The 24,574-nt window shown below is 63.7% G+C and carries 27 protein-coding genes; 16 read left to right on the top strand and 11 right to left on the bottom strand.

Annotated features, from left to right (window positions below):
* Window positions 1-2 precede the first annotated feature (2 nt).
* Genes CK489_RS19490 through CK489_RS19500 form a run of 4 tightly spaced genes read left to right on the top strand, consistent with a single transcriptional unit; the run spans window position 3 to window position 1,344 of the window.
* Window positions 3-521, top strand: a complete 519-nt coding sequence (locus CK489_RS19490; RefSeq protein WP_094194256.1) for an aromatic-ring-hydroxylating dioxygenase subunit beta — start codon at window positions 3-5, stop codon at window positions 519-521.
* 12 nt (window positions 522-533) lie between these two features.
* Window positions 534-692, top strand: a complete 159-nt coding sequence (locus CK489_RS42315) for a hypothetical protein (RefSeq protein WP_245350430.1) — start codon at window positions 534-536, stop codon at window positions 690-692.
* The gene (locus CK489_RS19495) at window positions 692-1,078 is read left to right on the top strand and encodes a Clp protease/crotonase-like domain-containing protein (protein ID WP_245350431.1); all 387 of its coding nucleotides are present in this window, start codon (window positions 692-694) and stop codon (window positions 1,076-1,078) included. Before CK489_RS42315 ends, CK489_RS19495 begins: the two co-directional genes overlap by 1 nt.
* On the top strand, window positions 1,051-1,344 hold the full coding sequence (locus CK489_RS19500; RefSeq protein ID WP_094194257.1) for an SDR family NAD(P)-dependent oxidoreductase: 294 nt from the start codon (window positions 1,051-1,053) through the stop codon (window positions 1,342-1,344). The genes CK489_RS19495 and CK489_RS19500 overlap by 28 nt, the downstream gene beginning before the upstream one ends.
* Here CK489_RS19500 and CK489_RS19505 read toward each other — a convergent pair.
* Together CK489_RS19505 and CK489_RS19510 are read right to left on the bottom strand one after the other, a co-directional pair.
* A complete protein-coding gene (locus tag CK489_RS19505) occupies window positions 1,312-1,914 on the bottom strand; it encodes a TetR/AcrR family transcriptional regulator (protein WP_095733349.1) in 603 nt (200 codons plus the stop codon). The two genes, CK489_RS19500 and CK489_RS19505, sit on opposite strands and share 33 nt — an antisense overlap.
* 73 nt (window positions 1,915-1,987) lie before the next feature.
* Window positions 1,988-3,328, bottom strand: a complete 1,341-nt coding sequence (locus tag CK489_RS19510) for a phenylacetate--CoA ligase family protein (RefSeq protein ID WP_095733350.1) — start codon at window positions 3,326-3,328, stop codon at window positions 1,988-1,990.
* A gap of 199 nt (window positions 3,329-3,527) precedes the next feature.
* Here CK489_RS19510 and CK489_RS19515 point away from each other — a divergent pair, with 199 nt between their 5' ends.
* The 7 genes from CK489_RS19515 to CK489_RS19545 are packed head-to-tail and all read left to right on the top strand — an operon-like array spanning window position 3,528 to window position 13,623.
* Complete coding sequence (locus CK489_RS19515) at window positions 3,528-4,670, top strand: ABC transporter substrate-binding protein (protein ID WP_050630946.1); 1,143 nt, start codon at window positions 3,528-3,530, stop codon at window positions 4,668-4,670.
* A 55-nt stretch (window positions 4,671-4,725) separates the two neighbouring features.
* Window positions 4,726-5,766: a branched-chain amino acid ABC transporter permease gene (locus CK489_RS19520; RefSeq protein WP_095733352.1), complete on the top strand. Its 1,041-nt coding sequence runs from the start codon at window positions 4,726-4,728 to the stop codon at window positions 5,764-5,766.
* Window positions 5,763-7,535: a branched-chain amino acid ABC transporter ATP-binding protein/permease gene (locus CK489_RS19525; protein WP_095733353.1), complete on the top strand. Its 1,773-nt coding sequence runs from the start codon at window positions 5,763-5,765 to the stop codon at window positions 7,533-7,535. Before CK489_RS19520 ends, CK489_RS19525 begins: the two co-directional genes overlap by 4 nt.
* A complete protein-coding gene (locus tag CK489_RS19530; protein WP_095733354.1) occupies window positions 7,532-8,296 on the top strand; it encodes an ABC transporter ATP-binding protein in 765 nt (254 codons plus the stop codon). The genes CK489_RS19525 and CK489_RS19530 overlap by 4 nt, the downstream gene beginning before the upstream one ends.
* Window positions 8,296-9,693: an FAD-binding oxidoreductase gene (locus tag CK489_RS19535; protein ID WP_244486359.1), complete on the top strand. Its 1,398-nt coding sequence runs from the start codon at window positions 8,296-8,298 to the stop codon at window positions 9,691-9,693. The genes CK489_RS19530 and CK489_RS19535 overlap by 1 nt, the downstream gene beginning before the upstream one ends.
* Window positions 9,694-9,746: 53 nt before the next feature.
* On the top strand, window positions 9,747-13,241 hold the full coding sequence (locus CK489_RS19540) for an indolepyruvate ferredoxin oxidoreductase family protein (protein WP_095733355.1): 3,495 nt from the start codon (window positions 9,747-9,749) through the stop codon (window positions 13,239-13,241).
* A gap of 7 nt (window positions 13,242-13,248) precedes the next feature.
* Window positions 13,249-13,623 (top strand): YciI family protein, encoded by a 375-nt coding sequence (locus tag CK489_RS19545; protein WP_158226475.1) that lies wholly within the window; start codon window positions 13,249-13,251, stop codon window positions 13,621-13,623.
* A gap of 226 nt (window positions 13,624-13,849) precedes the next feature.
* Here the strand turns inward: CK489_RS19545 and CK489_RS19550 are convergent, their stop codons facing one another.
* From CK489_RS19550 to CK489_RS42930, 3 genes are all read right to left on the bottom strand, one after another.
* On the bottom strand, window positions 13,850-15,304 hold the full coding sequence (locus CK489_RS19550; protein WP_095733357.1) for a multicopper oxidase family protein: 1,455 nt from the start codon (window positions 15,302-15,304) through the stop codon (window positions 13,850-13,852).
* Window positions 15,305-15,418: 114 nt separating this feature from the next.
* Window positions 15,419-15,637, bottom strand: a complete 219-nt coding sequence (locus tag CK489_RS42780; protein WP_502694135.1) for a PadR family transcriptional regulator — start codon at window positions 15,635-15,637, stop codon at window positions 15,419-15,421.
* Window positions 15,574-15,720: a hypothetical protein gene (locus CK489_RS42930; protein ID WP_283807283.1), complete on the bottom strand. Its 147-nt coding sequence runs from the start codon at window positions 15,718-15,720 to the stop codon at window positions 15,574-15,576. Before CK489_RS42930 ends, CK489_RS42780 begins: the two co-directional genes overlap by 64 nt.
* A 74-nt stretch (window positions 15,721-15,794) precedes the next feature.
* Between CK489_RS42930 and CK489_RS19560 the strand changes: the two genes are divergently transcribed.
* Window positions 15,795-16,922, top strand: a complete 1,128-nt coding sequence (locus CK489_RS19560; RefSeq protein WP_143278198.1) for an MFS transporter — start codon at window positions 15,795-15,797, stop codon at window positions 16,920-16,922.
* A 223-nt stretch (window positions 16,923-17,145) separates the two neighbouring features.
* Here CK489_RS19560 and CK489_RS19565 read toward each other — a convergent pair whose 3' ends face one another.
* From CK489_RS19565 to CK489_RS19575, 3 genes are all read right to left on the bottom strand, one after another.
* A complete protein-coding gene (locus CK489_RS19565) occupies window positions 17,146-17,574 on the bottom strand; it encodes a universal stress protein (RefSeq protein WP_095733358.1) in 429 nt (142 codons plus the stop codon).
* A 207-nt stretch (window positions 17,575-17,781) separates the two neighbouring features.
* On the bottom strand, window positions 17,782-18,459 hold the full coding sequence (locus tag CK489_RS19570; RefSeq protein ID WP_095733359.1) for a dienelactone hydrolase family protein: 678 nt from the start codon (window positions 18,457-18,459) through the stop codon (window positions 17,782-17,784).
* 17 nt (window positions 18,460-18,476) lie between these two features.
* Window positions 18,477-18,905 (bottom strand): DUF2267 domain-containing protein, encoded by a 429-nt coding sequence (locus CK489_RS19575; protein ID WP_050631650.1) that lies wholly within the window; start codon window positions 18,903-18,905, stop codon window positions 18,477-18,479.
* Between the two features lie 211 nt (window positions 18,906-19,116).
* Between CK489_RS19575 and CK489_RS19580 the strand changes: the two genes are divergently transcribed.
* Window positions 19,117-19,683 (top strand): HPF/RaiA family ribosome-associated protein, encoded by a 567-nt coding sequence (locus CK489_RS19580; RefSeq protein WP_095733722.1) that lies wholly within the window; start codon window positions 19,117-19,119, stop codon window positions 19,681-19,683.
* Between the two features lie 64 nt (window positions 19,684-19,747).
* A complete protein-coding gene (locus tag CK489_RS19585) occupies window positions 19,748-20,743 on the top strand; it encodes a ribose-phosphate diphosphokinase (protein ID WP_095733360.1) in 996 nt (331 codons plus the stop codon).
* A 16-nt stretch (window positions 20,744-20,759) separates the two neighbouring features.
* Here the strand turns inward: CK489_RS19585 and CK489_RS19590 are convergent, their stop codons facing one another.
* Window positions 20,760-21,827 (bottom strand): hypothetical protein, encoded by a 1,068-nt coding sequence (locus tag CK489_RS19590; RefSeq protein ID WP_095733361.1) that lies wholly within the window; start codon window positions 21,825-21,827, stop codon window positions 20,760-20,762.
* Window positions 21,828-21,930: 103 nt separating this feature from the next.
* Here CK489_RS19590 and CK489_RS19595 point away from each other — a divergent pair, with 103 nt between their 5' ends.
* Together CK489_RS19595 and CK489_RS19600 are read left to right on the top strand one after the other, a co-directional pair.
* Window positions 21,931-22,599: a phosphoribosyltransferase gene (locus tag CK489_RS19595; RefSeq protein WP_095733362.1), complete on the top strand. Its 669-nt coding sequence runs from the start codon at window positions 21,931-21,933 to the stop codon at window positions 22,597-22,599.
* Window positions 22,600-22,678: 79 nt separating this feature from the next.
* Window positions 22,679-22,897, top strand: coding sequence for a hypothetical protein (locus CK489_RS19600; RefSeq protein ID WP_095733363.1), 219 nt, complete (start codon window positions 22,679-22,681; stop codon window positions 22,895-22,897).
* A 170-nt stretch (window positions 22,898-23,067) separates the two neighbouring features.
* Here the strand turns inward: CK489_RS19600 and CK489_RS19605 are convergent, their stop codons facing one another.
* Together CK489_RS19605 and CK489_RS19610 are read right to left on the bottom strand one after the other, a co-directional pair.
* Complete coding sequence (locus CK489_RS19605) at window positions 23,068-23,535, bottom strand: hypothetical protein (RefSeq protein WP_095733364.1); 468 nt, start codon at window positions 23,533-23,535, stop codon at window positions 23,068-23,070.
* Window positions 23,536-23,726: 191 nt separating this feature from the next.
* On the bottom strand, window positions 23,727-24,569 hold the full coding sequence (locus CK489_RS19610; protein WP_095733365.1) for a universal stress protein: 843 nt from the start codon (window positions 24,567-24,569) through the stop codon (window positions 23,727-23,729).
* Window positions 24,570-24,574 lie beyond the last annotated feature (5 nt).

Genomic DNA, 24,574 nt, shown 5'->3' on the forward strand with positions numbered 1-24,574 from the left:
CGATGGACCAGCAGGAGATATTGACGGCTGCAAAGCCGGCCGGGAACGGGAAGGGCAACTTGCTCGAGCGGATCGAACAGTTTCTGTTCATGGAAGCGCGACTGCAGGACACGCATGCCTATGAGGAGTGGGAAGCATTGTGGACAGACGATGCGATCTACTGGGTGCCGGCGAACGGCGCGACTGATCCCGAAACTCAGATGTCGATCATCTATGATAATCGGTCGCGCATCCGCGTGCGCATCAACCAGCTCAAGACCGGCCGGCATCATACGCAGACGCCGCGATCGGAGCTGGCCCGGATCGTGTCCAACGTCGAGTTGATCCAGCAGGCCGGCAACGAGGTCGATGCTCGCGCCAATGTCCTCATCTTCGAGGATAATCTGCGCGGCGAGACCTTGTGGGCGGCGCGCAACGAATATCGCCTGCGTATGACGGCAGATGGCTTCAAGCTGGTCCGCAAGAAGGTCTCGCTGGTCAACAACCACAGGCCGATCTTCACGCTCTCTTTCCTCGTCTGAGGTTGATTGTCCATGCCCGATCAAGTCGGCGCGGACCTAGCGGAAGAATGGATGGCCGAGGGGCTGGTCTTGCTGAACTATGGAAAGCATGTCGCGACCCTGACGCTCAACCGTCCCGAAGCTTTCAACGGTATGAACATCGGCCTGATGTGCCATTGCATGAAGCAGTGATGCGCTGCCATGCTGAGCCCCGGGTCCGGGTGGTTCACCTGCGCGGCAATGGACCGAACTTCTGCGCCGGTGGCGACCTTCGCGAATTTGCTTCCGAAGACGAGCAACTGGGTGACTTCCTGCGCGAGGTCACAGCCTACCTGCAGATGGCGGTCGGGGCCTTGGTCCGCCTGAACAGCGTACCAAGGGCGATGGCTACGTCCAAGCGGCTGCTCTGGACCGGCCTTGGCATTGGCGTCGAGTCCTGCCTGCCGGAAGAGGCGCGAACGTTCGCGGAACTGTCGGCGACTGCGGACGCGCGCGAGGGGCTTGCTGCGGTGCTGGAAAAGCGTACGCCAGTCTTCGGCGGTCGCTGGGCATGGCGAGCGCAATCCGCGCATTGGTAACCGGAGGCGCCAACGGCATCGGCGCCGCGGTCTGCCGCCAGCTTGCGCGCGATGGCATGATGGTCGCCTTCTGCGACCGCGACGCGCCTGGCGGCAATACCCTGGCGGATGAGATCGGGACGAATTTCGTACCTATCGATGTGACCGATGATCAGACGGTGGCTTCCTGGCTCGACGCGGCGGGTCTCTTCGACGTGAAAGAATGTTCGCCGCCGTGCGGCTGTCGTAGCGGATCAGAAGACCTTCGACTTGATGTAGCCGTCTAGAAACAGGCTCACTGCGCGATCGGCGAGCTCGGTCGGCAACACGCGCCCGTCCGGTCGAAACCAGGTGTAGGTCCAGTTGATCATGCCGAAGAACAGCATGGAATCGATATGGACGCTGGAGGCGTCCTTGGCGCGGTCCGGGCGGATTCTCGTCAGAACATCGGCGACGATTTGGATGAGCTGGCGCTGCTTCCGGATCACGTCCTTGCGGACATTGGCTGGGAGGAATTCCAGGCAGGTCAGCATCACCGCGTGCTTGTCGCGCGAGACGGCATAGATTTCCATGAAGAAGCGGATCAGCCGCCGAAAGCGCGCCATGTCGTCTTCTCGGCCGGCCAGGATGTCGGTGCATCCGGTGAGCAACTTGTCGACATGCTCGGTCAGCATGAAGACAAGGATCGCGTCCTTGGACTCGAAGTAATGGTAGAGCCGTGATTTCGAGCAGTTGCAGGCCGCGGCGATATCGCTGATCGAGGTGGCGGCATATCCGCGATGGGCGAACAGCGAGGCGGCCTGCTTGACGATGGATTCCTGTATGTTGTCGTAGTCCGGCGAGCGCGGTCTCGTCACAAGCTGTCCTGCATGATCGTTCGAACGATCGGACTATATAGACCCGCGCTTCGGCCGAGGCAAATTGCTTTGGTCATGCGGGCGTCGCTGCCTCGGCTGCCTCCGCGCGATGTAATACGCGTGTTGCCTTGGCTTCGTAGCGGGGCAAGCTGCCCTCGGCGAAGCATTCGACGACGGCATTGAAGCCGAGTCGGGCCCGGATTTCCCGGCGGACCTCGGCGACCAACTCCTCCTGGGAGCGATTGGTGCGCGCATTGGCCTCGATGGCGACGCACATCGAGCCGATGGTGGTCTTCTGCTTGTCGACATAGATCTGCCAGGCCTCTTTCACCGTGCCGGGCGTCGCCGCGACGATATCCTCGATCTGCGAGGGAAAGACGATGACGCCCTTCACCTTGATCATATCGTCGGTGCGGCCAATGATGCGGCCAATCTTGCGCATGCCGCGGCGCCCCGATTTGCAGTCGAAGGGATGGGCGGAGAGGCGGACGAGGTCCCGCGTCCGCCAGCGCACCACCGGCGAGGCCTCGCGGGCCAGCGTCGTGATCACGATCTCGCCGATTTCGCCCGGCGCGACCGGTTTCAAGGTCGCCGGATCGAGGATCTCGGTGATGATGGTGTCCTCGTTGACGAGCTGCAGTTCGTCGGCGGCATGGGTGAACGGGGTCGAGATCGCCAGCACGGGTCCGCCGGCTTCTGTCGTGCCATAGATGTTGTGGCTGACAAAGCCGTCTGGCATCTCCGCCTCGAGCAAGTTGCGGAACTCGGTCGAAACGGATTGGCCGCCAAGAATGGCGAGCTTGATCGACCAGTCCTTCCTCGGATCGATCCCGGCCTGCTTGGCGATCGCGATCAGCGACATCAGCCACAAGGGTGACATCGAGGCGACGTCATAGCTGTGGTCGCGTAGCCATTTCACCACGAGCTCGCCGCGGCCGGGGCCGATCGGAAAGCTCGGGCAGTCGAGCGCGGCGAACCCGACGTCGAGCGCCGGCCCGCCGATCCACAGCCCATAGCCGTAGCCCTGATACGCGCGCTGTCCGCGCTGCACGCCAGCGGCCGACAGGATGCGAGCCATCTGATAGGGCAGCAGCCTGCCATAGTCGTTCTCGGTCATGCCGAACAGGACTGGCAATCCCGTGGTGCCTGAGGTCGCCATGAAGCGGCGCACGGAGGGCATGGCGGCGGTCAGGAATGGAAACGGATAGCGCTCGTGCAGTGCGCTCTTGTCGAGGAACGGCGCCCGCTCAAGTCCGTCCTTGGCCGCGAGATCGGATGGCTTCATTCCGGCCGCAGCGAAGTGCGCCGTCCAGTCGGGCTGTCCGTCGAGCCGCTTCGCCAGTTCAGCCAGCCGCGTGCGTTGCAGGGCCTGTATCGCCGGATAGTCGAGGCTCTCGATGTCGGCATGAAGCATGTCAGTTCCTCCCTACGCGGGCGTGCCGCCGGCTGTCCGGGACCTTCGGAACGCTTCGCATCTTCATTTTTCTCTTTCTTAGACCGACCGTTTGGTCTAAGTAAAGGACAAAGGCCGCCGTGGATCCGGAAGATCGATGGACGGACCAGTCCGGGTGGCAGTCCGGCCGACAGAAGAAACAGCGGTTGGAGGAGGATTCGTGAAGAAAACGCTCATTGGATTGGTCACCGCGCTCACGCTGGTCAGCGCGGCTCGCGCGGAAGTCAGGATCGGCGTGATCGTCTCGGCCACCGGGCCCGCGGCGTCCGTCGGTGTCACCCAGCAGCGCACCGTGCCGGTCCTGCCGCAGAAGCTCGGCGGGCAGGACGTCCGCTATATCCTGCTCGACGATGCGTCCGATACGTCGACCACGGTGACGAATGCGCGCAAGCTGATCACGGAGGAAAAGGTCGATGCCATCGTCGGCCCGAGCCTCACGCCAAATTCCCTGGCGCTGCTCGATGTCATCGCCGAGAGCAAGACGCCGATGATCAGTCTCGCCGGCTCGGCGCTGATCGTCGATCCGCCGGTCGACAAGCGACGCTGGGTGTTCAAGACGCCGCAGAGCGATGCGCAGATGGCGTCCATCGTACTCGAACACATGAAGCGCAAGAATATCAGGAGCGTCGGCCTGATCGGCTTCAGCGACGCCTATGGCGAAGGCTGGATCAAGGTGATGACGGGCCTGCTGGAAGGTGCCGGCATCAAGGTCGTGGCATCCGAGCGCTATCAACGCACCGATACCAGCGTGCTCGGCCAGATCCTCAAGATCACTTCGCAGAACCCCGATGCCGTCTTCATCGCGGCATCCGGCACGCCCGCGGCGCTGCCGCAAACCACGATGGTCGACCGCGGCTACAAGGGGTTCGTCTATCAGACCCACGGAGTCGCCAACAACGACTTCCTCCGTGTCGGCGGCAAGGCGCTGGAGGGCACTTTCGTGCCGGCCGGTCCGGTGCTGGTCGCCGAGCAGTTGCCCGACAGCCATCCGGCGAAGGCGGCCGGCCTCGACTTCATCAAGCGCTATGAAGCAATTCCCGGTGCGGGCGCGCGTTCGACCTTCGCCGCCTATCTCTGGGACGCGCAACTCATCCTCAACCAGGCGATCGCTGTCGCTTCCGATCGCGCCAAGCCTGGTACGGAGGAGTTTCGCATCGCGCTGCGTGACGCCATCGAGAACGTCAAGGACGTCGCCGGGCCGAACGGCGTCTACAACATGTCGCCGAACGACCATCTCGGGCTCGACGAGCGGTCGCGCGTCATGACGCAGATCGTGGGCGGCGAATGGCGCCTGGTGCAATGATGCCGCTCGCAGGACGGGTGCCCTTCGCGCGCCTTCAACAATCGGATAAGGCGGCATGAATACGGATGTTGCGCTGATCCTGCTGCAGGACGGACTGGTCAACGGTGCGATCTACACTCTGCTGGCGACCGCGCTGGTGCTGGTGTTTTCGGTCACCCGCGTGATCTTCGTGCCGCAAGGCGATCTGGTCGCGTTCACGGCGCTCACCTTGTCCGCCTTCGAGGCCGGCCAGCGGCCTGGCACGGTATGGATCGTGGCCTTCGCGGCGGCCGGCGCGCTGTCGCTTGAGATGATTGAGGCGGCACGGCAGCGGGATCGCGCCCGTGCCGTGCGGTCCGTGCTGCGTTTCGGCGTCATCCCGGCCGTCGTCATCCTGGCGGCGCTGTTTCTGGTACCGAAAAGCGCGCCGCTGTTCTGGAAGATGGCAGTCAGCGCGGCCCTGATCACCTGCCTCGGCGCGTTGATCTACCGGATCGTGTTCCAGCCGATGGCGGCGGCTTCGCCACTGGTGCTGCTGATCGCCGCGATCGCAACGCATCTCGGGCTGAACAGCATCGGACTGCATGTCTTCGGCCCGGAAGGCGTGCGTACGGAAGGCTTTTCCGGTTCGCCGTTCGCCCTGTTTGGCATGATCGTGACGTCGCAAGCGGCCGGCGTGCTCGCCAGCAGCGTCGTGGTCGTGGCCGCGCTCTATATCTTCTTCCGCTTTTCGCTGCGCGGCCGCGCGCTGCTCGCGGCGGCCCACAACCGGCGTGGCGCGGAGATCGTCGGTATCAGCACGGTCGCCGCAGGCCGGACCGTGTTCGTGCTGGCGGGCCTTGCCGCGGCGGTCTCTGGCCTTTTGGTCGGGCCGACGACGACGCTCTACTACGATTCCGGCTTCATCCTCGGTTTGAAGGGCTTTGTCGGCGCGATCGTCGGCGGCATGGCAGTCTATCCGCTTGCCGCCGCCGGAGCGCTTCTGGTCGGCACGGTCGAAGCCTTTGCCTCCTTCTGGGCGAGTGCCTATCGCGACGTCATCGTCTTTCTCCTCATCATTCCCGTGCTGTTCTGGCGCTCCGTCTCTACGCTTGCGCCGGAGGATGGCCTCGAATGACCCGCGCCCTGGTCCGTTTCGCGCCCTCGATCGCGCTGGCGCTGGCCGCTCTATCTCCGCTGGTCTTGCCGACCTATCAGGTCGCGGTCGTCACCTATGTGATGATCGCCGCCGTCGCCTGTCTTGGCCTGGTGCTGATGACCGGCATCGCCGGCATGGTCTCGTTCGGCCATGCCGCCTTTGTCGGGCTCGGCGCCTATGTGTCGGGCTATCTGTCCTCGCAGCTCGGCTGGCCGGCCTGGATCGGGCTTGCCTGCGCGGTGATCGCCGCGGCCCTTGCAGCCGGCTTGATCGGCGCCATCACCGTGCGCATGAGCGGACATTATCTCGCGCTGGCGACGCTCTGCTTCGGCATCAGCTTCTACTTCCTGGTCGGCAATTCGGAGATGCTCGGGCGCTTCAACGGCCTGACCGGGATTGCACCCGTCAGTGTCGCGGGCTTCGAGCTGCGCAGCGAGCGGCAGACCTATTATCTCGTGCTCGTGATGTTGGTACTGGTGATCGCCTGGTGCCGGCAACTTCTTTCGTCGCGGACCGGGCGCGTCCTGCGCTCGCTGCGGAGCGGTCCCGTGATCGCCGAGACCTTCGGCGCCAATGCCCACCACTATCGCCTGATGGCCTTCGTTCTCGCCGCGGTCATTGGCGCGGTCGCAGGCTGGCTCTACGCCCATGTGCAGCGCTTCCTCAGCCCGACGCCGTTCGGGCTGACCGCCAGCATCGACTATCTCTTCATGACCGTGATCGGCGGCAGCGGTCAACTATGGGGCGCGCTGCTCGGCGCCGGGCTCGTGACGATCATCAAACACGAGCTGCAGGATCTCCTCAAATTCGTATTCGGGCCCACCACGCGACTAGAGCTGCTGGTATTCGCGGCGATCATGATCGTGGTGCTGCAGAAAGCGCGCAGAGGCCTCTGGCCGTTCCTGGAGCAGAGATTCGCGACGGCTATTGCGCCCGTGGCCGGCATCGAGCCGGCTATCATGCCGCGCCGCCGTGCCAAGCCGGAACATGGCCTGACCGTGCTCTCGGCAGGCCGCCTGCGGCGAAGCTTCGGTGGCCTCCTGGCCGTCGACGACATCAGTTTCGACGTCAAAGGCGGCGAGATCCTCGGTATCCTCGGCCCGAACGGCGCCGGCAAGTCTACGCTGTTCAACCTGATCAGCGGTGCCCTCTCGCGCAGCAAGGGAGAGCTCAGCTTTCTCGGCAGCCCGTTGTCGAAAGCAAGTGCGCGCGACATGTGCCGGCGCGGCCTGTCGCGAACGTTTCAGCATGCCGCGCTGGTGCAGGACATGACGGTTCTGGAGAACGTGGCGATCGGAGCCACGCATCTGGGCCGGCGCGGTCTCTTCGCCAGTTCGCTTCGGCTCGATCGAGTCGAGGAGCGGCAATTGCTGGGATGGTCGATGCATCTGCTCGATCGCGTCGGCCTTGCGGACAAGGCCTTCGAGCTCGCAGGGAATCTGTCGCTCGGCCATCAGCGCCTGGTGGAGATCGCCCGCGCGCTCGCAGCCGATCCGGTGTTGCTCCTGCTCGACGAGCCCGCCGCCGGGCTGCGCACGAATGAGAAGGCGGTCCTTGCGGATCTCCTGGCCGAGCTGCGCGCCGAAGGCCTCGCGATCGTACTGGTCGAGCACGACATGGATTTCGTGTTCAGCCTGGCCGATCGGCTGATGGTGATGAATTTCGGCCGCCGCATCGCCGTCGGCCGTCCGGAGGAGGTGCGTGCCGACACCGGTGTGCAGGAAGCCTATCTCGGAGCGGCGGCATGACGGCGCTTCTCAAGCTCGAGCGCTTCTCGGTCCGCTATGGCCGGCTGCTCGCGGTAAACGATGTTTCGCTCGAAGCCCGCGCCGGCGAGGTGACGACGGTGATCGGCCCGAACGGCGCCGGGAAGACATCGCTGGTGAATGCGATCATGGGCCTCATTCCCTTTCAAGGCAGCCTTGCCTTCCCGGCCTTGCCCGAGGCGTCGCGCTCGATCGAGGCCCGGATCCGGGCGCGCATCTCGCTGGTGCCGGAGACGCGCGACCTGTTCGGGCCGATGAGCGTGCTCGACAACCTCAAGCTCGGCGCTTTCGCGCTGCGCCGCGAGGCCGGATTCGACATGGCGTCACGGGTTGCCGAGGTCTTTGCGCTGTTTCCGCGCCTTGCCGAGCGGCGCGACCAGCGCGCCGACACCTTGAGCGGCGGCGAGCGGCAGATGCTGGCGCTCGGCCGCGCGCTGATGCTGGGTCCCTCGTTCCTGATGCTCGACGAGCCGAGTCTCGGACTTGCGCCGATGATCGTCGCCGAGATGTTCCGCATCATCCAGCGTTTGAAGGACGACGGTGTCTCGATCCTGCTGATCGAGCAGAACGCGCGCGCCGCGCTGCGCATCTCAGATCGCGCCTATGTGTTGGAGAACGGCGCCGTTCATCTTGCCGGCAAGGCCGCCGAGATCGCGGCCGACCCTCGCGTCATCGACGCCTATCTCGGCGGATCGATGGCGCATGCCGATGATGGCCGCCAACGCCTGTCGGGGAGACGATGATGAAACGCCACACCATGCAGGCGATCGCCTGCCTCGGCGCACGCTTCGGCGACCAGCTCTCGACCGTTGAGGCGATCCGCCGCCATCACGCCACCGGAGTCACCGCGCATCGCACCGAGCTGCCCGACGCGGTGCTGTTTGCGCGCGCGGCCGCGGATGTCGTCGATGCCGTGCGGATCTGTCATGAGCATCGCTGCGCGATCGTGCCGTTCGGCACCGGCACCTCGACCGAGGGGCAGATCAGCGCAGAGCAGGGTGGTCTCACCATCGATCTCTCGGGGATGAACCGTATCCTGCGGGTCTCGCCCGATGATCTCGACTGTACGGTGGAGGCAGGCGTCACGCGCAAGACTCTCAACACCTCGCTGCGCGACACCGGGCTGTTCTTCCCCGTCGATCCCGGAGCCGATGCGTCGATCGGCGGCATGGCTTCGACCCGGGCCTCCGGGACCAATGCCGTTCGCTACGGAACGATGCGGGATGTCGTGATGTCGCTTGTGGTGGTGCTCGCCGACGGCCAGGTGGTCGAGACAGGGACTAGAGCGCGTAAATCCTCTGCCGGTTACGACCTGACGCGCCTCTTCGTCGGCGCCGAGGGAACGCTCGGCATCATCACGGAAGTGACGCTACGGCTCGCGCCGGTTCCGCAACGCATCGCCGCTGCGGTCTGCGCGTTTCCGACCGTGCGGGCCGCGGTATCGGCCGTGGTGGCTGCGTTGCAGAGCGCGATCCCGCTGGCACGTGCCGAGCTACTGGATGCGCTGCAGGTCGAGGCCTGTAACCGCTATTCCATGCTCGATCTGGCGGCTTGCCCGACCCTGTTCCTCGAGTTTCACGGCACGGATCGCGCCGTCGACGAGCAGGTCGAGCTGATGGCCGAGATCGCGAAAGAGCACGGCGGCGGTGACTTCCGCTGGGCCACGGCAACGGAGGCGCGCAACCGGCTCTGGCAGGCGCGTCATGATATCTGGTGGGCGGCGCTGGCGCTGCGGCCGGGCTCGCAGGGCGTCCCGACCGATATTTGCGTGCCGATTTCGGCGCTGCCCGACGTTATTGCCAGGACGCAGGAGGATGTCGCCGAGCTCGGCCTGATCGCGCCGATGTGCGGCCATGTCGGCGACGGCAATTTCCACCTTTGCATCCTGGTCGAGCCTGACAATCAGGATGAGCAGGCGCGCGTCGCCGAGCTGAACGGCCGGATGGTCGCGCGTGCCCACGCCGTCGGCGGCACCTGCACCGGCGAGCACGGCATCGGCACCGGCAAGATCGGCTATCTCGCGGCCGAGCGCGGCGAGGCGATGATGGCGCTTGCCGCGATGAAGCGCGCGCTCGATCCGCGCAACATCATGAACCCCGGCAAGATCCTGGATGCCGGGGCTTACCGTCCCTATCAGTAACCGGCGTGATGCGCGGGGAAGCCCCGCGCCAACAACGAACAGAGCAGCTCGTCATGACTCTTCTCGAACCCAGCCAAGCCAGCGTCGATCTCGACTATCGACTCGAAGATGCCGTCACCAGGCCTGAGGGGCGTGTCTTTGCATCGGGTACGCAGGCGATGGTGCGGATGATGATCATGCAGCGGCTCGCCGATCGCCGTGACAACATCCGCTCGGCAGGCTTCATCAGCGGCTATCGCGGCTCGCCGCTCGCCGGCGTCGACACCGAATTGTGGCGTAGCAAGGCGGCGCTTGCACAGCACGAGATCAGGTTCCTTCCGGCGGTCAACGAGGATCTCGCCGCGACCGCAGTCGCCGGCACGCAGCGCGTCGGCAGCGATCCTCACCGCACGGTCGATGGCGTGTTCGCGCTCTGGTACGGCAAGGGGCCCGGCGTCGACCGCGCCGGCGATGCCATCCGGCACGGTCATGCGGCCGGTGCCTCGAATAACGGCGGCGTGCTGCTCGTGGTCGGTGATGATCATGCCGCGACATCGTCGAGCATTCCGAATGCCAGCGACAATTCGCTGATGGGGTGGAGCTTGCCGATCATCCATCCCGCAAGCGTGGACGAATATGTGCCGTTCGGCCTGTGGGGCTGGGCCGCCTCGCGCTTCTCCGGCGCCTGGGTCGCGTTCAAGGCGATCTCGGAGGCAGTCGAGAGCAGCCGCAGCTTTGCGGCCGAAGCTTTGCCACGCTTTGCCGTTTCGGCAGGCGAGAACCTGGCGCGCGAGGACCTGGGTTACGGCACGCGCGACTTCCTCACGCCGGCGATCGAGCTTCGCATGATGCGCCGGCTCGAGGCGATCTCGGCCTTTGCGCGCGCCAATCCGCTGGACCGGCTTCTGATCGGCGCGCCGCGCGCCGACATCGGCATCGTCGCCGTCGGCAAGACCGCGCTCGATTTGATGGAAGCCTTGTCGCGTGCCGGCCTGTCACCGCAGCGCCTGGCGGAGCAGGGCGTGCGCATCTGGAAGCCCGGCCTTGTCTTCCCGCTCGATCGCGAGGGCTTTGAAGCGTTTTCCACCGGACTGAAGCACATCCTCGTCGTCGAGGAGAAGACCAGCCTCGTCGAAGGCCAGATCAAGGAGATCCTGTTCAATCGTCCGGCGGATGTCAGGCCGAGCGTCGCCGGCCGCCACGATCTCGGCGGCGCACCGCTGATTTCCGCGCTCGGCCAGCATCGGCCGTCATCGCTGCTGGCGCCCTTGTCGAAATGGCTGGCGGCGATCCGGCCCGACCTTGCGCCGGCGGATGCCGCGGCCTTGTTCGAAAAGCCTCCAGCGCTCAGCAACGCGGCTGACGGCATGCGCCGCCTGCCTTATTTCTGTTCGGGATGCCCGCATAATTCCTCGACCAGAGTGCCCGAAGGCAGCGTCGCGCTTGCCGGAGTCGGCTGCCATTACATGGCGAGCTGGATGGACCGGCAGACCTCCGGCCTCACCCAGATGGGGGCCGAGGGCGTCGACTGGGTCGGACAGTCCGGATTCACCGCGACGCCGCATGTGTTCCAGAACATGGGCGAGGGGACCTATTTTCATTCCGGCTATCTTGCGATCCGGCAATCGATCGCAGCCGGCAACAACGTCACGTACAAAATCCTGTTCAATGACGCGGTGGCGATGACCGGCGGGCAGCCCGTCGACGGCCAGCTCACCGTACCGCAGATCGCTCGCCAGATGCTGAGCGAGGGCGCCAAGAAGGTGGTGGTCGCGACCGACGATGTCGGCCGCTATGCCAAAGTCGCGCTGGAACCTGACGTCACCGTGCATGACCGCCATGAGCTTGACGCGATCCAGCGCGAGCTGCGCACCATCAAGGGCGTCACCGTGCTGATCTACGATCAGACCTGCGCGGCTGAGAAGCGCCGCCGCCGCAAGAAAGGAACTTATCCCGATCCTGACAAGCGCATGTTCATCAACAGCGCCGTCTGCGAAGGCTGCGGCGATTGCGGCCAGGCCTCCAACTGCCTGTCGATCGTTCCGTTCGAAACTGAGCTCGGCCTCAAGCGGGCGATCGACCAGACCTCCTGCAACAAGGATTTTTCCTGCGTCGACGGCTTCTGCCCGAGCTTTGTCTCCGTGAGCGGCGGCAAGCTGCGCAAGCGGCAAGCGTCCGGCACGGACTGGATCGCGCGGGCCGAGCAACTCACGAAGCCGAAGCTGGCAATCCCTTCGAATCGTCCGCACAACCTGCTCATCGCAGGTGTCGGCGGCAGCGGTATCATCACGGTCGGCGCGATCGTCGCGATGGCGGCGCATCTCGATCATCTCGCGGTCGCCGAGCTCGACTTCACGGCGCTGGCACAGAAAGGCGGCTCGGTGATGTGTCATCTGCGGCTCGGCCGAGCCGGGACAGAGATCAACCAGCCTCGCATCGATTGGGGCGAGGCCGATGCGGTGATCATGGGTGACCTTATCGTCGGGTGCCTGCCCGACAGCCTCGGCACCATTCGCCATGGCGCGACGCGGGTGCTCGCCAATACGCATATCGGGTCGACGGCGGAATTCACCCGCAACCCGGATTTCGATCCTCGCACGGATGAGCTGCTGCAGAAGGTGCGCCATGCTGGCGCGCGAGAGATGTTGACCAGCTTCGACGCGCATGCGCGCGTGCAGCAGGAGTTCGGCGACAGCACCGGCGTCAACATGTTCCTGATCGGGCATGCCTGGCAGCAGGGACTGATCCCGGTCAGCGAGGCGGCGCTCTCGCAGGCGATCGCACTCAATGGCGTTGCGATCGACGCCAATCGGCGTGCGTTCGCCTTCGGCCGCGTCGTTGCCGCCGGTGGCGGGCAGGCGGCGCCGGCCGTGGTCGTGCCGGCGCAGGCGGAGGATTGGCGGGCGCTGCTCGAACGGCGCGCGTCGCAACTGGCCGACTACCAGAACGCGGCCTATGCAGCGCCATACCGCGCCTTCATCGAGCGATGCGCCGCGGCCGAGCAGCGAACCGGCCTCGGCGCCGATCTGCCGCTCACGCGTGCGGTCGCGAACAATCTCTTCAAGCTGATGGCTTACAAGGACGAATACGAGGTCGCCCGGCTTTATCGGTCACCGGAGTTTGCGGCCGCGCTGAAGCACCAGTTCGAGGGCGACGTCACCCTGCGGTTTCACCTTGCGCCGCCCTTCATTGCGAAGCCCGGCCCAAACGGTGCCGCGCCGCGCAAGCTCAGCTTCGGCCCATGGATGATGCGACTGTTTGGCCCGCTCGCATCGCTAAAATTCCTGCGCGGCACGCCCTTCGATCTCTTTGGCTACACCGAGGAGCGCAAGACCGAACGCAGGCTGATCCGCGATTATCGGGCCTTGGTGGAACGGTTGCTGGCCGGCCTGTCACCGGCGACGCTCGATACGGCGGTGCGGCTCGCGGCGCTTCCCGAGAAGATCAGGGGGTTTGGCCACGTCAAGGCCAGGAGCCTCGATGCCGTCGAGCGCGAGCGGCAGAATCTGCTCGCGCAGTTCGATGCGATTCGTGCGCCGTTCGCCGGGCCGAGCAGGGGAGCGGCGTAGCAAGGTCATGCTGACGGTCGTACGTTGTCTTTACCGGTCCGGCGGCGCGGAGGAGCGGCTGCACATCCGTGACGTCCATGTCGAATACATGATCGCCAATCGCCGCTTTCTGGAGCAGGGCGGCGCGCTGGTCTCGCCCGACGGCGCGGTCGAAGGCATGTTCCTGATCCTGCGGCACGATAGCCGTGCGGCGGTCGAGGCGTTCCTCGCCGGCGAGCCCTATACGCGCGCCGGCTTGTTTGCGAGCACCACGATCGAATGCTTCGATCGCTTCGTGCCGCATGCGGATCCGCATTTCCTTGAGAATCTGCTGGTGGCCGCGCGAGCATGGATCGCCGCGGATGATCTATCGAGCCACGCTGGGAAGCGTTCTTGTAGCTAAGCATCTGCAATAATTTCGGCAATCGGTATGGGGTGTTCACGGCCAAAGGCATTTGGCCGGCCGTGCCGATGCTGAACCTCGCCAAGAATGGCTCGTTCGACGGCTTCACCTCGCAAGGTTAAATCTGTAGTCGGCGTCGCCGCGTGACCGCCGGGAGCATCGGACGCACTTGCGCTATCGTCGCGGCGGACGGCGACGGTTGTTGTTTCGGGGGGATGCCGTTGCGTCACGCATAGTTGAACAGGGCCATGAAACCAAAGTCCATGTGCAGTTGCTGATGGCAGTGGAAGAGCGTCGCTCCCGGATTATCGGCGACGAAGTCGAACTCGATCTCCTGGAAGCCGGCGAGCATGACGACGTCCTTGAGCACGCCGGCAGTCGGCTTGCCGCCGACCCGCACCAGCTCAAAGCTGTGACGGTGGAGGTGCAGCGGGTGGATGTCGTCGCTCGCATTCCGGAACTTCAGGCGATAGCGCCGCCCCTCGCGCACCTTGCGCGTCGGCTTCATCATCTCCATCGAGAATGCCTCGCCGTTGAGCGTCCACTGATTGAAGCCGTTCAGCGCACCGTTGCGCTTGACGATGGTGAACTCCATCGTCTCATCCGGCTTGGCCGGCAACGCGTCGGGCTTGCCGAACTGCGTGTAATCCCACTTGTAGGGCTTCGGCTTGGCCCATTGCGGCTTACCCTTGGCGCCGGCGTACTCGACGATGATTCCCATCCCGCGCTTGCGGTCGTCATCGGCGAGGTCGCCCAATATCCACACGCCCGGATGATTCATCTCCACGATCGCCGAGATGCGCTCGGCCGTTCCGAGCCAGAGCACCGGCACGTCCTTCGGCGTCGGCACGGGGTTGCCGTCGAGCGCGACGATCTTGAACGAGTGCCCCGGTAGCGCGAGGCTCCGGATCTCGCCGGCGCTGCCGTTCAGGACGTGGAACAGCACACGTTCGCCCTGTTTGACGCGAACGGGCTCGCCATGTCCCAGCGTCTTGCCGTTGATCGAGAAGAGGTCGTAACCGACCTCGAAGCCCTTCGTCTTCTCCTGGGCCTCATCGTCGGATTTCCTGCCGAGATCCTTCAGCGCCCCGATTTCCTCACCGGCAAGGAAGTCCATTGCCATGTCGCCGCCGTGGCTGAAGGACGGTGCGAACTCCTTGAGCACCAGAAACACCTCGCGATCGTAGGCGCCGGGCTCGTTCTTGGGCTCGATGTAGACCGGGCCGACCTGGCCCGTGTACGTCCCTCGATTAAGGTCGCCGCCGGCCACGACGTGCGTGTGATAGAAGCGAAAACCGGCGGGCTTCGGCACGAACGAGATGCGCCGCATGCCATGCGGCGGGATGAAGGGCGTGCCTTCCTCGGCCGCCCCGTCGACGTCGCTCGGGATCAACTGGCCGTGCCAGTGAACCAGCTCCGGCACGTCGGTATCGTTGTGGACATCAACGACGGTCCGCTGCCCTTCCTTGAAGCGCAGCAGCGGGCCCGGGAACTGGCCATTGTAGAGTGTCGTCGACACGATGTGTTCCGGAGCCAATTCAGCGAGGCCCGTCGCGATACGCAAGGTGTAGTCGGCCTTCATCTGGTCGGCCTGGGCGAATGCGGGTGCGATCCGGCTCTGCAGGCCGACCAGAGGGACGAGTGTCCCGCCGGCGAGCAGGGAACGGCGGTCTATCGGCATGTCGGGGACCCCTCCACCAGGCTGCGCCGCAGCCAGCAGTTCTCTTATCGGGTCCCGATATCGATAGTCGATGTCCAGGTGAAGGCAAGTAACTTCCGGGTGGGACGGCCGTTCCTATCCCCCGATGGCCTCGCCGGTGAATTCCTTGACGCGGAGCCTGGCCAGCGCGAGCCCTTTCTTGCCCAAAGGCGTGGCCCGATAAAACTCCCGGGCGGTGCGGTCCTCGCGCTGCTTTCGGGATTTGAGGTAGCCCCACTGTTCCATCGCGCTCAGAAGGGGATACAGTGTTCCGGGGCTGAGCTCATAGCCGTGCCGCGCGAGCTCTTCGATGATCCACTGACGTAGATCTCATGCTCGGCGGCATGGTGCAGGACGTGCAGCCGGACGAAACCGCTCAGCAGATCCTTGAACTTCATTTCGGCGCACCTTTATCGGGCTCCGTAAATCCATGGCTCGTCCGTCGGTCACTTCACCTGCATTTCTCTTCGTGATGACGACCGGGGTCGTCAACCTGTTCGGCGATATCACCTACGAAGGCGGCGCCAGCATCAATGGACCGTTCATGGCGACGCTCGGCGCCAGCGCCGCCATCATCAGCGTCGCGGCAGGACTCGGGGAGTTTCTCGGCTACGCGCTGCGCCTGCCGGCCGGCTATGCGGCGGACCGTACAGGCCGCTACTGGCTGATTACGTTCTTGGGCTACGTCATCAATCTATTCGCGGTGCCGGCGATGGCGCTCGCCGGAAGCTGGCAGATCGCCGCCGCCCTCGTCCTCGCGGAGCGGATAGGGCGGGCACTCCGCAAGCCTACCGTCGAAGCGATGCTGTCCTACACAACGGGCGAGCTCGGCAAGGGATGGGTGTACGCGCTGAACACCGCGCTCGACGAGACCGGCGCGACCTTGGGGCCGCTCATCATCGCTCTGGTGCTTCTGCTGAAGGGCGATTTTCGGACCGGCTACGCCTGCCTGTCGATCTCGGCCGCGGCTGCGCTGGTCGCGCTGGTGGTCGCCCGGGTGAACTTTCCGCTGCCGTCGCGCCTTGAGCAGGGCCGCACGGCGCCGGCCAAGGATTTCGGCCGGGCCTATTGGCTGTACATGCTGGCTGGCGCCCTGTTCGCGGCCGGGCTCATGAGCTTCGAGTTGATCTCCTACCATCTGTCCAAGGCGAACATTGCCTCCGAGCAATGGATTCCGGTGATGCTCGCGATCTCGACCGCCTTCGGTGTGCTGGCGAACCTCGCCTTCGGAAAGGCCTACGATCGAGTCGGGCTTCCGGTCGTGATCGGCGCCGTATGCGTCTCGGCCGCGTTCTCGCCCTTCGTCTTTTTGGGAGGCTTCTGGCTTGTGCTGTTCGGCATGCTGCTCTGGGGCGTCGGCTACGCGACCCAGGACACGCTGCTCAAGGCGATCGTCGCCAAGCTGTTGCCCGAAGGAAAGCGCAACTTCGCGTTCGGGCTGTACTATGCGGGATACGGTGTCGGCTGGCTCGTAGGCAGCATCGTGACGGGCTTGCTCTACGAAAACTCGCGAGCTGCGCTGATCGCGTTCTCGATCGTGATCCAGCTTGCCTCGGTGCCGGTATTCATCCTGGCGGGGCGGCAAGAGCGTTCAAGCTGATTGCCGGCGGATGCGTTGGCTAAGGTCGTCGCGGCTTCTCCACCAGGCTTGCGCAGAGCTGCCATGATCGCAGCGCCGCGATCGCGATTGCCGGCAGGACGACGGGATCTGGTTCGATCAGTTGGCAATTTTGGAAAGCGTGCGTCGTCGAAAGGCCATCCCAGATTCAATCTTCCGAACTCGCTCTGGGGCTACGTTGGGCTGCGTCGCCCCCGATCGAAATCTAAGGGACGACGACGACTGCGCAGGGAGCGAGACTGACAACCTTGTGTGAGACGCTGCCGAGCAACAGCCCCGCCAACTGGCCGCGGCCGCGGCGGCCCACGACGATCATTCTGGCCGAGGTCGTGGTGGCGAGATCGATCAAGCATTGGGTGACGTCACCCCAACAGGTCCGAACTTCAATCCGGGACAGCCCCAGCTCGCGTGCACGCGCTTCGGCGGCCTTCAGCGTCTGACCGGTAAAGGCCTCCAGCAGATCGCTGGGGCTGGCTCCGGTGTGCGGCAGTTGCCGCACTTCTTCTCCCAGAAGGCGATCTGCAACTGTCACGATCAGGAGATCGCACGACAATGCCCTGGCGAGATCTGCCGCCACATCGATCGCGCGACAAGCTCCCTTTGAACCATCTGTCGCCACCATGATATTCGTCATGACAGTCGTCTCCAGCTGACTGGAAAAATTGTGACGGGACTGGGCGGCTCCATCATGATCCAGGTCAAATCTGGCACGGTGCAGCCAGCCATTGGATCGGGGCCAGCGATGAGTGCTGGACAGGTTTTTGTCGGCTCGCGCGCCGAGTAGGCAAGGCGTTGTCTCAGGTGAAGCGTGGAGCCGTCTACGAAGGTGTTCGACAGCAGTTTATTGGCTCTGCCGGCTTGCGGCGCGGACCGAGCTCGGCGAGTGCAAGTATCGCTCAAACCATCGGCTCGCATGTTCGATGACGGCATCCATTGCGCCTGGCTCGGGAAACAGGTGCGTAGCGCCGGGAATGATTTCGAGGGCCTTCGGCTCCTGAAGACGGGCGAGGGCGCCTTCGTTGAGCCCGATGACGCCGCTATCGGCGCCTCCCACGATCAACAGGGTCGGCGCGCGGACGTGAGGCAGAGCGTTGCCGGCCAGATCGGGACGGCCGCCACGCGAGACCACTGCGGCGACTCGATCCGGGAGCCGCGCCGCCGCAATGAGGGCGGCTGCGGCGCCGGTACTGGCGCCGAACAATCCGATCGGAAGATCGGCAATCGCTGATGTCTGGCTTTGAAGCCAGTCGATTGCCGCAACCAAACGATCTCCCAGCATGACGATATTGAAGACGTTTGAGCGATCCTGCTCCTCCTGCGGCGTGAGAAGATCGAACAGCAGTGTCGCAAGGCCGCGATGATTCAGCGCCCTTGCAACCAAAGTATTCCTTGGGCTGAGCCGGCTAGAACCGCTGCCATGCGCGAAGGCTATCAGACCGCGTGCGTTGACCGGTAGCGTCAGCGTTCCCGCGAGCCCAAGTGGCGGAATGAGGACGTCGCGCGGCCGGTCACTGTGCATGAATCGTCCCCCTCCGGTCAGTCCTGCAAAGTCCGCAACGGGGCCGGCAGGTGGGCCATGAGCTTTCCGAATTCTCCTGGGTCCAGCTTTTCCCAGAGAATTTCGTAGACGCCGCGGGCGGTCATCAGCGGATCAATGGGAAACTGCGGGGAAAGGTCCCTAAGGATATGCTCCGCAAACTCCTCGAGATGGCGTTCTTTGGTCGGGGTCGCCGCCATATGCCATCCCTCATAGAAGATGCCGCGCACCATGATCGGCAGTTGGGCCCCGAACTTGACGGCGACCTCCGGCGGCAACCGATCGCGCAGCGCATGAAGGACGGCTCGCAACGCATTGTAGGCGTGGTGGCGATTTTCCAAGGCCAGCTCCTGGTCGATCGCTTTGAGCCAAACGTTCGTTTCCTGGACTGTATGGTCCAATGCAGTCACACCCGTTGTCGTGCTCATGTCGTGCTCCCGGATTAGAGGCGGGCCGTCAATTAGTCGCAGCCCCTGCGTCGGCAGGCTTTGACGTGCCTCAAGGTTTCCTGCGGGAGCGAAAAAAGGAGCAGGGGCGCAGAGTGCCTCGTGACGCCTCGTCATCGAGCCGGTTTGATTTCGCTCAAGGAGACTGGCGCCCGGCATGGTCAGATCGACAGCCCAATCGGAGGAGCAGGTCATGCAGACCCCGACCCAAGTTGAATTCGAGAATCTGACCCCGACCCAAGCCCTGCAAGCGAGCATTGACCAGCACATCTCCGAGCTGGAAGACAAGTATGGTCGAGCGACCGCGGGGCGTATCGTCGTGCGAGGCCCCGGTGATCGCCACAAGACAGGTGGTCAGTATCAGGTAAGCATCCGGCTGGCGCTTCCGGAAGGGCGCGAGGTCAATGTCGGTCGAACGCCCAAGAAGGATGAGCGGTACGCAGATCTGACCTTTGCGGTTGACGACGCGTTCAAGCGAGCGCGCAGGCAGTTGCAAGACCAGGTGCGCCTTATGCGCGGCCAGACCAAGTTCCACGAAGGGGAGCCGGTCGGGACCGTCGTGCAGATCGATCCAAGCGGTGAGTTCGGCTTCCTTGAGGGCGCCGACCGCCAGGAAATCTACTTCAACTGCAACAGTGTTCTCGAAGGTCGCTCGAACATCGCCGTCGGCTCACGTGTCAGCTACGTCGAGGAACGCGGGGAGAAGGGGCCGCAGGCGAGCACGGTGAGAGTACTGAGCAAACACAGCTTGCGGGCGTAAGTGTTTCCTCGTCACGATTGGCGGAGCGCCTATGACAGATAGTAGGTGGACGTCTCGGACTGCGTTGGCGCGGAGTGATCGGCTGCGTCTATTCGCGCTGAACGGAAGCACGGAGCTTGGCGGAAAAATCGCGACCGCGTTGGGCTGCACGCTTGCAGCCCACGAAGAACGCAGCTTTGAAGACGGCGAGCACAAGGCTCGTTCGCTCGATACGGTTGCCGGTTGCGATGTCTATGTGGTTCACAGCCTTCACGGCGGCCCGGACCAGAGTCCGAACGACAAGCTTTGTCGCCTGCTGTTCTTTATCGGCGCACTGAAAGACGCGGGTGCCACGAACGTGACCGCGATCACGCCATATCTTTGCTATGCCCGAAAGGATCGTCGAACGAAAGCGAACGATCCCGTCACCATACGTTACCTGGCATCCTTGTTTGAGGCGGTAGGTACAAGCCGGATCGTCACGCTCGATGTGCATAACGAGGCGGCCTTTGAGAACGCATTTCGCTGTCCGTCCGTCGCGCTCACCACCGCGCCACTGCTGATTGGAAAGATCAGGTCGATCGCGGGCGATGGGCCGATCAGTGTCGTCTCTCCGGATTTGGGCGGTGGAAAGCGGGCCGAGGTGTTGCGGGAGGCGCTGGAAAACGCATTGCAGAGACCAATAGGAAAGGCCTTTGTCGAAAAGCATCGCAGTTCAGGCCGCGTCTCCGGAGATCTGTTCGCCGGCGAGGTGACCGATGCGCTTTGTGTGGTGGTCGACGATCTGATCAGCAGCGGCGGAACTTTGGTCCGTGCCGCAAAAGCGACGCGTGCCCATGGTGCCAAGAACGTGATTGCGTGCGTCGCCCACGGCCTGTTCATGCCGGGAGCTGAAACGGCGCTGGCCGATGCATCGATCGATCGCATCATCGCGACCGATACTGTTCCGCCGTTCCGGCTTGCTCCGGGGCCGGTGCTTGCGAAGCTTGAAGTGATTTCGGCGGCGCCGCTGCTCGCGGAAGCCATCAAACGGCTGCATCAGGGTGAGCCGCTGGCCGATCTCCTGATGTATCAGGCTTGACGAGGTTCGGCCCAATCTATCGGGCGAGGAGCTGTTCAAGCCGCTTCGCATCGGCTTCCGCGATCGCCAGGTAGGCTCGCGCCAGGCGAGGCCATTTTTCGGGCGTGCGGGGGTGCGCGTCGAGCAAATGCGCGATGGACAAGCGCGCCCTGAGCATCGCGCGGCCAAGTCGATAGAATAGAAAGACGCCACTTGCCGGGTCATCCTGCAGCGCGCGCGCCAGTCGCTGCCGGATCGCATCGCCGAACCATCGGCCGCCAAGCCTCTCGCATTCCAGGTGCAAGAACGCGATCTCGGCCAATGCATCGCTGGCCCGCAAACGGGAATTGAACTCGAGGCAGTCGATGACGGGATTGGGAGGCGCAAGCCAGATGTGCTCCGGTCTCAGGTCGCCGTGGCCATCGACGATAAGCCTTCGACGGACCCGTCCGACCAGTATCGAAGCGTTGTCCTTGAGGAATCGCCGTTGCACGGCCGCAATGCGCAGCAGCCTGCCGTGCGGCAGATCGAAACGGCGATTTAGCAGCACCTGCCAATCGAGGGCAGCGGCTTCGTGTAGTGAAGCCAGATAGGTCTCTGGAGCGACCAGGATTCGCGCGGCATGCGAATAGAAGCGAGAGAGAACCGCCGCCAGCCGGTCGGCGTCGGCTCGGCCAGCGCTGCCCCTGCGGAGAACGGCTTCAAGCGTTTCGTCCTCGTTCAGCCTGCGCATCACGACAAGCCAGTCCGCCACCCGGCCGGAACCGCCGATCGCGTAGTCTGAAGGACCCTCGGTCAACGGCACGACGCCGAGGTAGACTTCGGGCGCGAGCCGGCGATTGAGGCTGGCTTCCGCCAGGCACGCCGTCCTGCGGCGCTCCAGCGTCGAGAAATCGAGATAGGAAAAGCGGACCGGCTTCTTGAGCTTGTAGACCCGCGCGCCGTTCATGAAGACCCAGGACATGTGGGTCTCGCGCGCCTGAAGGCGATCGGGAACGGGGGTGTAGCTCTGAGGATGGCTCAGGAAGGCGACCTTGCGAGCAAGGGCAGGGATGCTGTCATTCTCGGCATCCTCGGTCGAAAGCTCGTTCTGGCGGTCCAGCATGGCAACTTGGTGCCAAACGAAGATCTGAGACGGTTTGACACTGATCAACGATCGGAGGCGCCGGAGCAATACTGTTGTATTAAACGCGAACGGACCCAGCGACATGCTGTTTCAGGATAGAGAAGATGCTGGCCGTCAGCTGGCCAGGGCCTTGCTGAAGTACAAGAGCCGGCACCCCGTGATCCTGGCGCTGCCTCGCGGCGGCGTTCCCGTGGCCGCTCAGGTCGCCGAGCGGCTGGAAGCGCCGCTTGATCTGATTCTGGTGCGCAAGATCGGCGTGCCCATGCAGCCAGAACTGGCGATGGGGGCGGTGGTGGACGGTGAGCAACCGGTCATCGTTCACAATCAGGATGTCATCGATTTGACCGGCGTGAGTGAGGCGACGTTCGACGGCATCTGCGTGGAGGAGCTTGCGGAGATCGACAGGCGCAGCGAACGGTATCTCGGCGATCGCGCCCGGTCCGACGTCAAAGGGCAAGTCGCAATCATCGTCGACGATGGTATTGCGACGGGCGCGACCACCCTCGCCGCGATCCGGGCGCTGCGAAAGCGGGAGCCAAAGGAACTGGTCCTCGCTGTACCGGTCGCGCCGCTCGCGACGCTCCAGCGACTGCACTCGGAGGTCGACGCGATCGTTTGCCTTGAAACGCCGCGGGACTTTGGAGCGATCGGCTACTACTACCGCGATTTTCGGCAGGTCGGCGATGATGAGGTTATCGCGATCCTGAAGCGGTTTCCGGCGACGAAGAAAATGTCAACACCAGCCTCCTGATTCAAGGGAGGAGCGCGCCCGTGCCGGTCCTGAACGCCGAAATCGCCGAGATGTTCGACCAGACCGCCGAACTGCTGAGATCAAGGGCGACAATGCCTTCCGGTCCCGAGCCTATCGGAATGCTGCTCGCTTGATCGAGCGGCTGCCTAAGAGCATCACCAGCCTTCTGAACGCAGGGGAAGACCTGTCTGAACTGCCTGGTATCGGCAAGGACCTTGCCGGAAAGATCGCAGCGATTGTCGAGACCCACAAACTCGATGTGTTGCTATCCAGATTAAAGAAGGGTCTGAAGCGATAGCAGGGTGTGGAATGACGCTGCTATTGGTCGCCAGGCAGTTCTGTCGCGGTCATTAATGGGTCGCGAGTTTCGCTGATACCGCAAATCTGATTTGCTTGCCGGTCCAGGGACGCTCACGCCTGCGCTTAGGACCGAGTCTATGACTACACGCCCTCATCGAACGACCTGCGTCAGGAAATATGCGTCCGGGTTCGTGCGATAATGCCGGCGGCGATTTGCATCGACGCGCCAAGAACCCAGCCAACGAATGCGGACATCGCGCCGCGAGGGCGCGCAACCTCGTCGAGGATGATGCTGCTGACCGCAATAACCGCCACAACTGCGGTGAGAAAGGTGCCGGTCGCACTCAGCAGCTCCACGGCATCCGCCCTGGATCCAAGACCGCGCAGAGACAGCTCTCGCAGCTTCTGCGGAGCAGGAGGCAAATCGATGCCGAGATAGAAGCCGCTCGCACCGTAAACCATCATGCCGAGGATAGCGGCGGTGGTGTCGATCAGATTGAAATTGGACCTTGCAATGTGAGCCGCCACGAACAGGCCGCACGAGCCACCGGCCAAGGCGAGGCCTGTTCGTTCCATGAGATGGGCGAACCTGCTGAGGAGGGACCGCGTTCTCCAGCTCTCGTAGCGTTTGACCATATTCTCTTTCAGAGGGCTCCGTTCTCTCTGAGAAAAGTATTAGCGCTGTTATATCGTCAATTGATCCAGCTCAACCGGAGCTTTCTGATCTCGAAAGTTCGTCGGGCGCTCGCCACGGCTTGGATGATGTCCGCGCGACTGACAACAAAGTCGCGTCCGCAGGGGATCCGGCCAGAAAAGCGACCGTCAATCTAATGGGACATGAGGGTCGGCACGGTCATCGTCTTGAGCATCTCCCGCGTGACGCCTCCGAGAATTCCTTCTCGCAGGCGAGAGTGCCCGTAGGCACCCATGACCAGCATGTCGAGGCCTTCATCGGCCGCCAAAGACAGGATCGAAGGCTGAATTTCCGACCGCTCGGCCGTCAACTCGATCAGCCTTGCCGAGAGCGTGGTCCGCCCCATGTGTCGCATCAGTTCCTGCGCGGAGGCCTCCGCGGGAGCAACCTGGGTTTCGTTGATGGAAATGACCACGGCTGCTTCGGCGTGCGCAAGAAAGGACTTTGCATCTCTCAGCGCTCGCCCGGCAAGGCGGCTTCCGTCCCAACAAATGCCGATGCGCCTCGGGTTGAAGGGCCCACGGAAGATATGAGGCACGAACAGCACGGGGCCTCCGGCCTGCAGCAAAATCTCCCTCGCGGTGGCGTTGTCGTGGGTCTCCAGGGCCGCGTCCGGTTGCAGCACGACGACAAGATCATAGAGCCTGGCGGCAGCACCAATCGAGGAGGCCGCTTCCGCCGGAAAGTCCTGAATCGAGCGGCATTCATACGCAATTCTTGCGTGTCGAGCCTCCGTCTCGAAGACCGCAAGTGCAGCCGCGCTGCGTTCGGCGGCGTGCCGCTGCTCCGCCGCGAGTACGGCAGCAACCGCGGTAACGACGGCACCGTCTGCGGAGTAGGCCATACTAGGCTGCATGTATCCGATTGCCATTGCATCGAGAGAGGCGCGAAATGATTGTGCGAGCGAGATCGATGCATCAACGACCGGCCGGAATGACCGTTCGGTCGGAATGTGAACAAGAATTTCCTTGATCATGAGGA

The organism is Bradyrhizobium sp. UFLA03-84 (assembly GCF_002289535.1).
GTDB lineage: Bacteria > Pseudomonadota > Alphaproteobacteria > Rhizobiales > Xanthobacteraceae > Bradyrhizobium > Bradyrhizobium viridifuturi.

Coding starts and splice junctions, on each gene's coding strand:
- CK489_RS19570 (WP_095733359.1), bottom strand. CDS start 18,459: ATGCACAGTGACCGGCCGCGCGACGTCCTCATTCCGCCACTTGGGCTC.
- CK489_RS19535 (WP_244486359.1), top strand. CDS start 8,296: ATGAAACGCCACACCATGCAGGCGATCGCCTGCCTCGGCGCACGCTTC.
- CK489_RS19565 (WP_095733358.1), bottom strand. CDS start 17,574: ATGACGAATATCATGGTGGCGACAGATGGTTCAAAGGGAGCTTGTCGC.
- CK489_RS19495 (WP_245350431.1), top strand. CDS start 692: ATGCGCTGCCATGCTGAGCCCCGGGTCCGGGTGGTTCACCTGCGCGGC.
- CK489_RS19490 (WP_094194256.1), top strand. CDS start 3: ATGGACCAGCAGGAGATATTGACGGCTGCAAAGCCGGCCGGGAACGGG.
- CK489_RS19520 (WP_095733352.1), top strand. CDS start 4,726: ATGAATACGGATGTTGCGCTGATCCTGCTGCAGGACGGACTGGTCAAC.
- CK489_RS19545 (WP_158226475.1), top strand. CDS start 13,249: ATGCTGACGGTCGTACGTTGTCTTTACCGGTCCGGCGGCGCGGAGGAG.
- CK489_RS19510 (WP_095733350.1), bottom strand. CDS start 3,328: ATGCTTCATGCCGACATCGAGAGCCTCGACTATCCGGCGATACAGGCC.
- CK489_RS19560 (WP_143278198.1), top strand. CDS start 15,795: ATGACGACCGGGGTCGTCAACCTGTTCGGCGATATCACCTACGAAGGC.
- CK489_RS19595 (WP_095733362.1), top strand. CDS start 21,931: ATGCTGTTTCAGGATAGAGAAGATGCTGGCCGTCAGCTGGCCAGGGCC.
- CK489_RS19575 (WP_050631650.1), bottom strand. CDS start 18,905: ATGAGCACGACAACGGGTGTGACTGCATTGGACCATACAGTCCAGGAA.
- CK489_RS19590 (WP_095733361.1), bottom strand. CDS start 21,827: ATGCTGGACCGCCAGAACGAGCTTTCGACCGAGGATGCCGAGAATGAC.
- CK489_RS42930 (WP_283807283.1), bottom strand. CDS start 15,720: ATGAAGTTCAAGGATCTGCTGAGCGGTTTCGTCCGGCTGCACGTCCTG.
- CK489_RS19540 (WP_095733355.1), top strand. CDS start 9,747: ATGACTCTTCTCGAACCCAGCCAAGCCAGCGTCGATCTCGACTATCGA.
- CK489_RS19605 (WP_095733364.1), bottom strand. CDS start 23,535: ATGGTCAAACGCTACGAGAGCTGGAGAACGCGGTCCCTCCTCAGCAGG.
- CK489_RS42315 (WP_245350430.1), top strand. CDS start 534: ATGCCCGATCAAGTCGGCGCGGACCTAGCGGAAGAATGGATGGCCGAG.
- CK489_RS19530 (WP_095733354.1), top strand. CDS start 7,532: ATGACGGCGCTTCTCAAGCTCGAGCGCTTCTCGGTCCGCTATGGCCGG.
- CK489_RS19525 (WP_095733353.1), top strand. CDS start 5,763: ATGACCCGCGCCCTGGTCCGTTTCGCGCCCTCGATCGCGCTGGCGCTG.
- CK489_RS19610 (WP_095733365.1), bottom strand. CDS start 24,569: ATGATCAAGGAAATTCTTGTTCACATTCCGACCGAACGGTCATTCCGG.
- CK489_RS19500 (WP_094194257.1), top strand. CDS start 1,051: ATGGCGAGCGCAATCCGCGCATTGGTAACCGGAGGCGCCAACGGCATC.
- CK489_RS19580 (WP_095733722.1), top strand. CDS start 19,117: ATGCAGACCCCGACCCAAGTTGAATTCGAGAATCTGACCCCGACCCAA.
- CK489_RS19550 (WP_095733357.1), bottom strand. CDS start 15,304: ATGCCGATAGACCGCCGTTCCCTGCTCGCCGGCGGGACACTCGTCCCT.